11 protein-coding genes are annotated in these 12,505 nt (G+C 66.0%); 8 read left to right on the top strand and 3 right to left on the bottom strand.

Features of this window, described 5'->3' with window-relative positions; translation table 11 throughout:
* Window positions 1–36: 36 nt before the first annotated feature.
* From AC1DS4_RS08655 to AC1DS4_RS08630, 6 genes are all read left to right on the top strand, one after another.
* Entirely contained in the window at window positions 37–720 is a 684-nt protein-coding gene (locus AC1DS4_RS08655) for a ribonuclease HII (protein ID WP_477632705.1), read from the top strand.
* Window positions 717–1,034 carry a DUF2469 domain-containing protein gene (locus tag AC1DS4_RS08650; protein WP_140741572.1) on the top strand — a complete coding sequence of 106 codons (318 nt, stop codon included), beginning with the start codon at window positions 717–719 and terminating at the stop codon, window positions 1,032–1,034. The genes AC1DS4_RS08655 and AC1DS4_RS08650 overlap by 4 nt, the downstream gene beginning before the upstream one ends.
* Before the next feature lie 169 nt (window positions 1,035–1,203).
* Window positions 1,204–1,575, top strand: a complete 372-nt coding sequence (locus AC1DS4_RS08645; protein ID WP_477615462.1) for a YraN family protein — start codon at window positions 1,204–1,206, stop codon at window positions 1,573–1,575.
* The gene (locus AC1DS4_RS08640; RefSeq protein ID WP_477632704.1) at window positions 1,572–1,835 is read left to right on the top strand and encodes a magnesium chelatase domain-containing protein; all 264 of its coding nucleotides are present in this window, start codon (window positions 1,572–1,574) and stop codon (window positions 1,833–1,835) included. The genes AC1DS4_RS08645 and AC1DS4_RS08640 overlap by 4 nt, the downstream gene beginning before the upstream one ends.
* 832 nt (window positions 1,836–2,667) lie before the next feature.
* On the top strand, window positions 2,668–5,796 hold the full coding sequence (locus AC1DS4_RS08635; RefSeq protein ID WP_477632703.1) for a CHAP domain-containing protein: 3,129 nt from the start codon (window positions 2,668–2,670) through the stop codon (window positions 5,794–5,796).
* Window positions 5,797–5,868: 72 nt separating this feature from the next.
* Window positions 5,869–6,192, top strand: coding sequence for a DUF2510 domain-containing protein (locus tag AC1DS4_RS08630; protein WP_477632702.1), 324 nt, complete (start codon window positions 5,869–5,871; stop codon window positions 6,190–6,192).
* A 25-nt stretch (window positions 6,193–6,217) separates the two neighbouring features.
* Here the strand turns inward: AC1DS4_RS08630 and AC1DS4_RS08625 are convergent, their stop codons facing one another.
* The gene (locus AC1DS4_RS08625; RefSeq protein WP_477632701.1) at window positions 6,218–7,333 is read right to left on the bottom strand and encodes a tyrosine-type recombinase/integrase; all 1,116 of its coding nucleotides are present in this window, start codon (window positions 7,331–7,333) and stop codon (window positions 6,218–6,220) included.
* A gap of 864 nt (window positions 7,334–8,197) precedes the next feature.
* Between AC1DS4_RS08625 and AC1DS4_RS08620 the strand changes: the two genes are divergently transcribed.
* Window positions 8,198–8,662, top strand: coding sequence for a lamin tail domain-containing protein (locus AC1DS4_RS08620; protein ID WP_477632700.1), 465 nt, complete (start codon window positions 8,198–8,200; stop codon window positions 8,660–8,662).
* Between the two features lie 665 nt (window positions 8,663–9,327).
* On the opposite strand, the gene AC1DS4_RS08615 is transcribed toward AC1DS4_RS08620, so the two are convergent.
* Both AC1DS4_RS08615 and AC1DS4_RS08610 read right to left on the bottom strand, forming a co-directional pair.
* Window positions 9,328–9,651: a hypothetical protein gene (locus AC1DS4_RS08615; RefSeq protein WP_477632699.1), complete on the bottom strand. Its 324-nt coding sequence runs from the start codon at window positions 9,649–9,651 to the stop codon at window positions 9,328–9,330.
* Window positions 9,652–10,045: 394 nt separating this feature from the next.
* Window positions 10,046–10,639 (bottom strand): DUF4352 domain-containing protein, encoded by a 594-nt coding sequence (locus tag AC1DS4_RS08610; protein WP_477632698.1) that lies wholly within the window; start codon window positions 10,637–10,639, stop codon window positions 10,046–10,048.
* Window positions 10,640–10,995: 356 nt separating this feature from the next.
* Here AC1DS4_RS08610 and AC1DS4_RS08605 point away from each other — a divergent pair, with 356 nt between their 5' ends.
* On the top strand, window positions 10,996–12,396 hold the full coding sequence (locus AC1DS4_RS08605) for a hypothetical protein (RefSeq protein WP_477632697.1): 1,401 nt from the start codon (window positions 10,996–10,998) through the stop codon (window positions 12,394–12,396).
* The last annotated feature ends 109 nt before the right edge of the window (window positions 12,397–12,505 follow it).

The following is a 12,505-nucleotide window of genomic DNA, read 5'->3' as shown; positions in this document are numbered from 1 at the left end:
CAGCTCCAGCGAGACGGACACCGCGTCCTCGCGGGCATGGACGAAGTGGGCCGTGGAGCCCTCGCGGGGCCCGTCAGCGTCGGCGTCGTCCTCATCGACGAGACGTGTCGCAGCGCGCCCGCCGGTGTGAAGGACTCCAAGCTGCTCACGCCCGCAGCGCGGGTAGCGATGGTGCCGCGGATCAGGCGGTGGGCCCTGGCGTATGCCGTCGGCCACGCCTCGCCCGAGGAGATCGACGAGATCGGGATCATCGCCGCCCTCCGTCTGGCGGGGTGCCGCGCGCTCGCGGCCGTGGACATCGTGCCCGACCTGGTCATCCTCGACGGCAACCACGACTGGCTCACCGCGCCCGACGAGGTGGGACTCTTCGCCTTCGCGTCCGACTCCGCCCCTGTTGCCCCGCCGGTCACGACCATGATCAAGGCCGACCTCAAGTGCTCCTCCGTGGCCGCCGCGTCGGTGCTGGCCAAGGTGGAGCGCGACTCGATGATGGTGGCCGCCGCCCCCGACCACCCGGCCTACGGCTGGGACGAGAACAAGGGGTATGCCGCGCCGGAACACCTCGCGGCGCTGGAGGCCTTCGGCGCCACGGACCTGCACCGCAGGTCGTGGCGGCTGCCCGGCATCTCGGGAGATGATGGGACTGGTCTCGGCGATCGGGCAGGGCAGGGTGCGCTGACAGCACCCGACGTGACGCAGGTGGAGATGAGTGCGCGATGAGTTCAGAGGACCTGGAGAAGTACGAGAGCGAGATGGAGCTGCAGCTCTATCGGGAGTACCGCGACGTCGTGGGCCTGTTCTCCCACGTCGTGGAAACCGAACGTCGCTTCTACCTGTGCAACTCCGTCGACGTGAAGGTGCGCTCCGACGGTGGCGAGGTCTACTTCGACGTGACGATGGCCGACGCGTGGGTGTGGGACATCTACCGGCCCGCGCGGTTCGCCAAGCAGGTGCGGGTGGTGACGTTCAAGGACGTCAACGTCGAGGAGCTGGCCAAGTCCGATCTCGAGCTGCCCAAGGGGCAGGGCTTCTAGGTCGGAGTCGCGCGCCACTGGCCGGCCACGGTGGCCCAGGGCGCGACGGCGACAGCAATGGCGCCGTACCGGGAGTCGCCGCGCACAGGGGACCCTGCCGCGTCGTCCTGGTCCACAGCCCGGCGCTTGGCTGCTGTCAGCGGGACGGGCAGGCGGCTTGGCTTGGCGCATGGCACACCAGACAGATCCGCGCCGGGCGCTGGGTGAGTACGGCGAGCGACTGGCCGAGCGCTACCTGAGGGAGCACGGGGTGGCGGTCATCGACCGCAACTGGCGGTGCGCCCGCGGCGAGATCGACCTCGTGGGCAGGGACGGCGACTGCCTGGTCTTCTGTGAGGTGAAGACGCGCCGGACCGAGCGGTTCGGTGCGCCTGTCGAGGCGGTCGACCGGCGCAAGGCTGCCCGACTGCGACGACTCGCGTCCGCCTGGCTGCAGGCCCACGACGAGCACCCCGGGCGGATCCGGATCGACGTGATCGGCATCCTGCGTCCCGTCGCCGGCCCGGCCCGGGTCAGGCACCTCCAGGGGGTCGGCGGATGACCTTCGGGCGGACGCGCTCCGTGACGCTGGAGGGACTTGCCGGTGCCGTGGTGGAGGTCGAGGCCCACCTGTCGGGGGGCCTCCCGGCGTTCATGTTGGGTGGTCTCCCGGACACGGCCTGCGCGCAGTCGCCCAACCGGGTGAAGGCCGCGGCGGCAAGCATCGGCCGGTCCTTGGCTCAGGACCGCATCACGGTCAACCTGTCTCCGGCGTCGATCCCCAAGAACGGCAGTGGGTTCGACCTAGCGAAAGGCCCATAAGAGCGCGTCTATCGCACGTCCTAGAGCAACGTTCTCGGGCGCGGAACAAGAACAACGACGCTCCTACCAGGACGACGGAGCCGTGGCAGCGACGCTCGAGCAGTACCGCGCCGCGCACCACGCGCTCGACGACGTCGAAGACCTGGACGCCCTGCTCGACGCCGCAGACCACCTCGAGGACCTGGCCGAGTAGCGGTCTCCTTGCCGCCAGGCAAGCTACCGACCGGAGGTCAATCCGCGAAGGTGCAATCCTTCGGCCTGCCGCGCCGGGGCGCTCGCGGTCCAGAGCTGGGGTTTGGCCTACCTCAGGTCAAGCACGATTGACCGGCTTGGAGACTTGCTGCTGCCCTCGCGGATTAGCTCTGAGACCAAGAGGACGACACCGCCGTGGTGGCTAGACGACGCCGATGATCCGCGCCTTGAGCTGACTGAACTCGTCATCAGTGAGGATCCCATCTCTCTGGGGCTGGGGCGCCGACGTGAGTCACTGAATCATGTCCGGTTCACCCCGTGTCTCCGCTGCTGGGGGCGGCGGTGTGGCGTCTCGGGCCTCGCAGCCGGCGGCGGTTGGATCAACTGCTCCGGCGCGTGCACGGTCGCCTCAGCACTAAGGGAGCTTCCGCAGTGGGCCAGGCTCGCGAATGTGAGGTTTCCTAATGAACCTCGGCGCACCCGCAGCATGGCAGCAAGGGGGCAGCGCCTCGGTAGGGGCCTGCTAGCGGCAAAACGGCGACGTCCAAAATTACGTAATACGCACGATCCTGCCGGTCGAGTCGGCCGATACGTTCGGGCGGCAACGGCTTGGCCCGATTCCACCTAGGGGAGTGACCCGATGCGAGTTGGCGAGCCGACCCGAGCGTTCGATCTCTGCCGGCGTCCGATCTCGGCGACGTGGCTCAAGCGCATGTTTGCTGGCGCAGCGGCGATCGCGGGCTTGTCGCTGGCTGTGGTGTTCGTCGGTGTGCCAGAAGCTCACGCCGCCCTGACCGACTGTAAGAGCAACGCCTATCTGTGTACGCCTGGGTATACAGGCGATAACGCCTCCTCGACCTGGGCGTGGAAGTACTACGGCCCGCCCTGGTCAGATACACCCACCGGCACCCACAACTGCACTTTGTACGTGGCCTTCCGCCTGGCCCAGGACGGTATGCCCGATCCCGGGCACGCGTGGGGCAACGCGAATGACTGGGCCGCGAGCATTGGTGGGGGCAACCACACGCCAGTCGTTGGATCGGTCGCATGGTGGAAGAACGATTCCTTGGGCCACGTGGGCTATGTCGAGCAGGTGAGTGGAGACCAGGTCTTCATCCGCTCCGACAACTTCGTCCAGTCGGGCGGCTACACCTCGGCTGGCTGGGTTGCTGCGAACTCTGTTCCGCTATTCCTGCACCCCAACGACGTAGGGCGGTACGTGGGCCACATAGTGCAGCAGGAGGGAGACACCAAAGTTCAGAAGACTTCGTGGCGCGTCGGGTCAGATCTGAGGAGACGGTGGATCCCGTATGCGTCGACCTACAACTGCCTCAGGGGTGCCGGGGTTCCCGGCCCAGATCCCGTTCCATCAGCGATCCTGAGCGGGAGCCTGAGAGATATCACGGGTAGCCGGGCTCCCTGCGGCGGAGACCTCAATGGCGACGGGGTCGTGAACTTTCTGGACGTGAGCATTCTCGCGTCCGATTGGAACCAGCCCTGGAATTACCCAGGCGGCGTGTGGGCAGACGTCAACCTCGACGGAGCAGTCAACTTCCTTGATCTGTCCATCCTGGCTGCACAAATGTACGGGCCTCCCCGAGCCACACCGGTCGCTGGCGCGACCGTAGTCAATTCTGCGGGGGCGGAGGCCGTCACAGGGGTCAATCGCACGATCGCCAAAGCCTCAATGGCGGTTGCCGCGCCCGTCACGACACCCCTGCTCTCGCGTGTCGGCGGCAATGCCTTGACCAGTCAGCCCTCGGTCAGCGCAGACGGTCAACTGGTCGCATTCGTCTCGGCCGCGTCAGACCTCGTCCCAGGTGATGCCAATGGCGTCAATGACGTGTTCGCGTGGGACCTGTCCAAGGGCAGTGTGACTCGGGTCAGTCTGGCCTCCAACGGTGTCGAAGCCGCGCACCCCAGTGCGGACCCGCGCGTTTCCGCGGACGGTCGATTCATCGTCTTCGACACGGCGGCCGAACTGACCGCCGATGACACCGACAGCCAAGTCGATGTCTACGTTTGGGACCAGCTGACTGGAGCCCTTGAACGTGTGTCACAGCCGACGGGCAACCCGACCGGGTCGGCCAGCGGTCCCGCCTACGCTGCCGGGGTTACCCCCTCCGGCCTTGTGATCTTCCAGTCGAACGCCGGAAACCTGGTAGCGGGCGACACCAACGGGACCTCTGATGTCTTCGCCCGCACGATGCCAGGTGGCGCCATCGAGAGGCTGAGCGTGTCCTCGAGCAACGCGGAGTCCCACGGCGACAGCTTCTCGGCCTCAGTCAACCCAGATGGGCGATTCGTGGCGTTCGCCTCGCGGGCGGAAGATCTCTTGCAGGGGGACTCCAACGGCTCGGCCGACATCTTCGTCCGAGACCTCTCGAATGACACGACGACGCTCGTGAGCGTGTCCAGTGCCGGCGGCAGTTCGGGCGGCACCGCACGTTCCCCCTCTATGAGCTCAGACGGGCACCTCATCGCTTTCGACTCCGACGCCACCGACCTCACCCCAGGCGGGAGCCAGGGAGTCCGGCAGGTGTACGTCCGCGACCTCACGGCCGGGACCACGCGCCTCGCCAGCGCCGCCAACGACGGGACGTCCGGAAACCTGGACAGCACCGAGCCCGCACTCAGCGGAAACGGATCCAGGATTGCGTTCCGATCCCTAGCATCCAATCTTGTCCCGGGAGACACCAACGCGGCCGAAGACGTTTTCGCCGCGGACCTCACTAAGGGGCTCATCGGCAGGGTCAGCGTCTCGGGTAGCTACCAGCAGGCAGGCGGCTCGAGCTTCGGCCCCTCGCTGAATGCCGACGGGCGCCTTATCGCCTTCCCGTCGGACGCCGATAACCTCCAGAACGGTGACACCAACGGGGTCTCCGATGTGTTCGTCCGGAGCCTGGACGCCATGATGCTGAGTGCTGCCACGCCCACGATCACGGGTACGGCCAAGGTCGGGAGCGTCCTGACTGCGCATCCAGGGACGTGGGGACCAGCCCCCGTCACTCTTGCCTACCAGTGGAAGGCCAACGGTGCCCCGATCACGGGTGCGGTCGGGAGCACCTTCACCGTGCCGATGAGCACGATCAGCAAGGCGATCACCGTCACCCTCACCGGCTCCGAGACGGGATACACGCCGGTGGCCATGACCAGCGCCAGCACCGCCACAGTCCCGCGTGTCACCACCGGTGTGAGCTCCGGCGCATCAAGCACCACCGTCACCTACGGCGGGGCAGTCACCATCTCCGGCACCCTGCGCCGCTCCGACAGCGGTGCCGCACTCGTGGGCTTGCCGGTCGTGGTCGAATACCGGACCACCCCAACCGGGGCGTGGAAAACTGCGCGCACCCTGACCGCATCCGCTGCCGGAGCGGTGACAACCTCGTTCAAGCCGAGCGCGTGGACCTCGTACCGACTCCGGTATGCCGGGAACTCCAGCTATGCCCCCGCCATCAGTACCGCCCGTACTGTCGCGGTCCGCACCAAGGTCACGCTTACCGCCTCCGCATACGGCATTCGGCGCGGACAGTCGGTGACCTTCAGCGGCGCCGTCAACCCGTCCCACGCCGGAAAGGTCGTGTACCTGCAGCGCTACACCTCGGGCGGGTGGAAGACGTACACCACCCTCACCCTGTCGTCCACCAGCACCTATCGGAGGACCGTAACCATGACGAGCACCGTGGACTACTCCTGGCGGGTCGTCCGACCCGCGGACGCGGATCACGCCACCGGGGTGAGCCCCACGCGCAGGATCAACGTCACCTGACGGACGGCTGCACGATGGCCGATTGGGCCGATTTCGCTACGAGGGAGCGGGGTACCGCCTACGTTCTCGGTCATGAGTACAACACCGCCGTCGGAGCAGCACCTTCCGCCGCCCGGCTGGTACGCAGATCCGGAAATGGTCAACACCCATCGCTACTGGGACGGGGGAAAGTGGACCAACCATAGGCAAGCGATGATCGCGGTGCAGGAGCCGGAAATCTCGACCGCACCGGGCTTCTGGGCGGCATTCCTGTTTCCGTTGTTGGGCTTGATCCTTGGGATCACCTATATGGGCAAGAAGCCGGGAGACGGTATCACCGTGATCACCCTCTCGGTGGTCGTCGCGATGGGGTACTGGCTCGTCCTTTCGGCCCTCCTCACACCTGGCGGCTACTGACAGCGAATAGATGGGACGATCGACTTCACCCATCGTCAGCAGCCCGTGGTCTTGGCGGAAGGGACACGCGGACGGGCTGTGCTTCCGGGCCGAGTAGTACTGCCGTCCGGAGGTACTCGTCCCGGGTGATGGCTTCGGTGCTCAGCCCGATGTACCCCTCGGTTGTCTGCAGGGCGCGATGGTGCAGGAGCGCTTGGACGACCCGCAGGGCGCCGTCGTAACGCCGGGTTTCGACCAGGGCGTCGAACATCTGCCTGGCGGCGGAACGGCGAAGCGTGTGCAGGCCCTGGCCGTGGTCGGGCAACCCCAGCCGGCGCAGCCCGTCCTTCACCACGAGGCTCGGTTTCGCGGCGGGCTGGGCGGGGTTGAGCGCCCCGTAGGTGGCGTTGTGTCTGGTCTGGCCGTCCACGACGGTCAGTCCGGGGGCGTACCTGCGGGGCAGGTAGGACGGGATCAGGTAGTCCGAGGGCAGCAGGCCGCGCCGGTGGTCGCGTCGGACATTGCGCTCGTACACAGACAGCCACCGCGCCAGCTCGGACCGCAGCTCAGGCGACATCGGCAGGACGTCCTCTAGGTCGGACTTCCACACGTGGAAGAACACGGTCCCGGCATCCAGGTTCAGATCGCCCAGTCGGATGGTGCGTAGTTCGCTTTGGCGCATGGCGGTGAAGAACCCGACCGCGATGAGGGCGCGGTCCCGGGGTGTGGCTGCGTCCTCGAGCAACGCGCTGACCTGCGCCTTGTCCAGCTGGAGCCGCACCCGGTGCGGGCGGCGCATTCGGCGCAGCGTCTTGCCGTAGTCGCGGTCGATGAGGTCGTTGAGATACATCCAGGCGAGGAAGGGTCGGACCCGGCTCAGGTAGGCGTTGAACCCGCCCGCCCCGATGGGTTCGCGCAGGCGGCCCTTGGAGTCAACGTGCGGGCCGCGCAGGTGCGCGAACCACCGGTCCAGGTGGATGGGCCGCAGCTCATCGGCGTACAGATCGCCCATGTGCGCCAGCAGGGCGACGTTCGTGGTCCGGTAGGCGTCCACCGTGCGTCGGGCGTGCTGGGCCCCGCAGTGGACCAAGTACCGCTCAAGCGCCCACGAGAGGCGAACCCGCTCGCGCCCGTGGATGGACTTCAACACCCAAGGTTCCATCGCACCGACGCTAGCCCGGGCACAGTACGACCGCGCGACCGACAGGGTGGCGGAAGATGTGGACCAAGGAACTGAGAAGACGGGGGACGTCCAGGCGCGTTTACGGCAGGCCTCGCTGGCGGGGCGCAACGTGAGGAAGGGGCACATCTACCCATTCTTGGAGTGCTTTGGACGGCGTCGAGCCGTCACAACCGCCACAGGCCGGAGGGAAGCCGCCCTTCGTCGGCCATTGACCGTTGACTCGGCCCGTGGGTCAAATAGGATTGACCTCTGAGTCCAGAAGTACTTGAGCGCCTCGACAACCGGGTGAGGGCCGCCGCGAGCGCGTGGCAGGGCCGTCCCCACCGCTGGTCACACGCGCCTCCAAGAACCTCAAAGAGTTGAGGAGCCTCCCTCGCTTCATCGACCGCCTCATCGATGAAGAGACCATTCGGGGGCGTGCCAAGGGTGGAACATGGTCGAGCCTGCTGACACCAAGCAGCGGCACAGGGCGGCTCGCAAGCGGTTTGACGAGAGGTGTTCCTCGGTCACACGTTCGGGGGCCTCACGCTTCGACGACCAGGCGTCGGAGGAGTAGTACCAGCGGGCGAAGCGGCGGCATCGGTCGAACGGTCCGAAAGGCGCAAAATGCCTGCGACACGCGCTTGCGGCGTCGGGTTGCGTGCGGCAGTGACCACCATCACGAGGGAGAGACGTGAGCACGCAGCAGGACGGGGCACCCCCATCGCCGACCACGGCGCCGGCGTGGCGTCGGCCTGGGAGCGCCCCCCGTTCATCGCCACCGATCTTCAGGCAGCCCTAACGTGCTTGTCATCCGTTTGGTCTGGATTGTGTCGAATGGTCCGACCTGTTAGCATGCGCCGCATGCGCCCCCGGCTCCACACACGCACTGCCATCGGCGTTGCCCTCGCGCCCCTGGCCATCGCCGGCCTGGTAGCCGCAGCTCCGACCGCATCGGCCACGACGCCTCCCGTCAAGATCTACTACGTCTACTACAACTCGCCGGGGTCGGATACTGGCAGCAACACCAGTCTCAATGGCGAGTACGTGGTCATCAAGAACATGACCACCACGAGCCGCTCGCTGACCGGGTGGACGCTCAAGGACAAGACCGGCCACACATACAGGTTCCCGACCTTCACGCTGAAGGCCGGGGCAAAGGTCTACGTTCGCACCGGCAAGGGAACGGCCACGGCCACGACCCGATACTTCAACTTCAGCTGGTACGTCTGGAACAACACCGGCGACACGGCATACCTACGTGACTCCAAGGGGTACCTCAAGCACTCGTGCACGTGGGGCAGCACGGGCTACGCCAAGTACTGCTAAGGCAAACCCCTGCGACTGTGTACCCCGGAGAAGCGCGGAAGCACCTGTTGAGGCCTTCCAGCCGCTCCTGCCGGGTTTCGACAGGCGGCGCCTCCGGACCCGCAGACCTAACTGAGGCGGCGCAGCCGCGGCACCTGCATCATCTGGTTGGGCCACTGACCTGGGGTCGGTGTCCTCGACTGGCGGCCCCCAGGGCCACATGATGGGGCGAAGCGACAACTGGTCAGGGAAGCAGGGAGCGCCGAACTTTGCTGTGAAGATGCTCGCCGCCGCATCGAGGAAGGATCAAGATGGTTCGGTTTAGCGTGGGCTTCGGACCTTTCAGAATATCAACGGGTGGTCGACTCTTTCCGCGCCCGCGACGTCGACGAAAGCCATCCCGTCAGACCATCTACTCGCACGCGGGGTGCGACGTCAAGCACCGAACCCGCGGCGCAGCCGAACGCTGTGGAAACGGGGTCGCCCAAACGGCGGCGGTGACGCCGCGTGTCAGCCCCCCGAAGATCGTGGACGGTCCACCGGCAGCGCCGGGCTGGTACATGCGGGAAGGTGGTATGCGCTACTACGACGGTACCCAATGGCGCGAGCGGCCCCACATTTAGCACCCGCGGGCAACGCCGGACACCAGCGGCACGGTAACCATCCGCTTCGTGTCGTCCTCCCGGTCAACGGAGCTGATTCCGCGGGCGGTGATGACGGCCCGGGACGTCGAGGGTGAACGTCTCGCCCTTGCTGTTGGTGACCATCACGATGTCGACCAAGGCGTGTCCGGGCGGCAGCTTCCAGATCGTGACGATCTCGTACTCCTTGGGTCCGACCACCGGGATGTTCCGCTCCGAGGCCCCGGTGGAGGGGCAGTAGCCTTCTCGCTTGACTGTCGCGCCGAGGTCAAACAGAATTGACCCATGGGTGAGGACGTCTTTCAGGAGTTGGAGGAGGCGGTTCGATCGACTCGTCTCCGTGACGACCGACCGCCGGATGATGCGCACGGCATACGCGCCGGGTGGAATATCCACCGCCTAGGTGAGACGCAGCAGCTCATTGACAAGTTGATTGATGACGAGTTGATCCGAGGCCGTGCGCAAGGAGCCCCCTGGGCAAGTCTGGGGACGAGTAAGCAACAGGCTCAGCAGCGGCACCGAGCCGCGTTGACCCGAAACAGTCCGACTGGGGTGGCCCCAGATGCTCGCGTGCTCAGTCATGACGAACTACGCGAGCGATGGCGCGCGCCCAGCGAACAGGTGCCCGAGGGTCGATGAGCGTTGGCCCTGGTCCGTCTGGGGTACTTGGTAGAAGGAGACCCGCAGCTCGGCCCCGAGTTCGCCGCCAGCGATGGTAAGAGGTTGACCGAGCGACGTCGGTGTCTAGACCCATGGACTCGATCTACGGCGTCTTCCACAGCGCGAGCGACTGCTGCATGGGCGCGTAGACCAGTTCCCGCGCCTTGGCCGACACGTCGAAGACGATCGCCCCCTTGACCTGCTCCTTTGGATTCAGCGTCGTGGCGTTGATCATGTTGCGGTCGGAGGCCATGAACGCGTTGCCGTCGCCGTACTCGTACTTGTTTCCCTCGGGGTCACGGTAGTAGAAGTCAAACGGGTTGATGTCGAACGTGTCGGTGCCGATCGCCCGCACGACGAGGGTGACGAACTTGAAGCGGCCGTTCTTCGGCTTCTCCCCGAACTGGCTCTCCGGCCTGGTCTTCACCTCGATCTTGGTGACAACGACCGTTGCCGCGTCCTTGCCGTCCTGGGTGATGGTGGCCTTCTCTCCGATCGCGAAGGTCTGTGGCCCCTCCGGTGTGTCTTCGGTGGTGGGAGTCTCCTCGGACGAGCTGGACGACGAACTGGACGATGACGAGACGCTGCTCGTACTCTTCTTCACCGAGTTCCCCCCGATGTCGGTGCCCGGCGAGCCGCCGCACCCCGCAAGAGCGACGATGGTGGCCGCGATGGCGGCTACGAGTGGCTTGCGCATATCGATCCCCTAACCCCTACTGTGTGCGGGTTTCACCCGGAATGGTGCACCTCGTAACGCGCGCGGGAGTACAGCAGATGCATGAGGTCCGTCCGCGAGCCTGCTACAGGCGACCCTTAGGACTTGCACGGGCCGGGGGACTGAGGGGCAAACGGTAGTCGCCCAAGAGGTGTCGACGGGCTGACCTCGCAGCCTCAGCCTGCGGCGGCCATTGCAAGCCCGAAATCGCAACGCTGACGGCGCGTGAGGACGTTCAAGGTCGTCACTCGTCGCGGCCGGCTTTCGCAGGGGTCAATCACCGTTGACCCTGCCGAAGGTCGTGGGATCACGGCACTGTGTTGTGATCAAATCGAGGCGTGAATGACGTGGATCTGACCAGACTGCCGACCGGTGAGATGGGCTGGGCGGCGCTCGTCGCGTACGCCGCCGCCACTGACGACCGCGTGGAGCGCTACTTCCTCGAGGTCAAGTCTGACGTGGACCTTAATACGAAGTCGGGTCGCGCCAAGGTCGCCAAGTTCATCTTGGGTGCCGCGAACCGTGACGCCACCGGGGCCGCGCGCCGCTTCGATGGGCACGCGGTAATGCTGCTGGGAGTTGGCGGCGGCGCCACTCCAGGTATCCCGGCGTTCGAGGCGCAGGACCTGGCGCGGGACGTTAGCAAGTGGGTAGGCGTAGAGGGCCCGACTTGGGATTTCGAGCGCATCCCCACAGGCGGCGCGCAGGATGTCATTGCGATCGTCGTCGACCCACCGACCGGGGTTGTGTGGACATGTCGGGCGGACGGCGAGGGGCTGGCCGATGGCGACATCTACGTCCGGGGCGACGGCAATACTCGGAAGGCAACCGGGGACGAAGTTCGAGCAATGCTCGCGCGGGCTGTGAGCATGGCACCGACCGTTGACGTGGAGGTCGACATGCTTGGCGAGGTGGTGGCGCTTGGGGTGGACGTCGACGGTCTCATCCGGGGTATTCAGCGTCGGGCCGATGGATACAAGCGCCAGTTGGGGCCTAACAGGGGCGGCGGCTCAGGCTCCTCCTATTCGGGCCTGACGGCATTGGCTAGCTTGGGGGGTCCGCCTGACTCTCGGACCAAGGCTGAATTCCTCGAGGAGATCGAGACCTGGCGGACAGCCCTCCTGGAGTCCCCGACGAGCGGCCTTGTGTCGATGGCCGGCCACCTTCTCGCTGGCGTCCAGGTCCGGGTAAGAAATCGGACGAAGACCTTTCTGCGTGACGTCCGAATCGACATCGAAATCAGCGGCGGCGTGATTGCCACTCAGTGGCGCGACCCGGATTCGGAGGTCCCGATTGACCTGTTGCCGGATGGTCCTATTGCTTGGGGCAAGAAGACTCTTTACACACAGCTTACGTTTCTCCGGCGGTCCGACAGGCCCGCGCCTGCCTACCCGGGGACTACTGCCGGCATCGTCGGAATCGCGCGAACCGAACCGGTCCGGCTCGTGCTGGCGTTGAACGCTCTGCGTCCGGAGGAAGAGTTCCTCAGCGATGACGACGACGTGGTCCTGCTAATGGTCGTCGACTCAGCTTCCGAACTGGCAATGACAGGAGCAGGAACATGGCGGATGACCGCCGCGGGCATCAACGACGTGTACGACGGCGAGTTCACACTGCCGATCTCCTACCGCGACTGGCGCGCCCCTATCGCGAAGTTCCTAGGCGATGAAGGCCACGAGCAAGTCACCGAGTTGCCGGGTGGTGGCGAAGGCCTGACCTCGGGCACCCTGCAAGATTGAGAGACTCACTCGGGGCAGCCTCAGTGCCTGCCCGTCAGCCCCTCGCCAGCTCAGTGCGACGGGCCAGGCTAAGGTGCAACGGCCTGGCTCACGAGGCAGAGGCGAGCGC

The organism is Pedococcus sp. P3_C7 (assembly GCF_056402615.1).
This window is presented reverse-complemented; position numbering and strand designations above follow the sequence as displayed.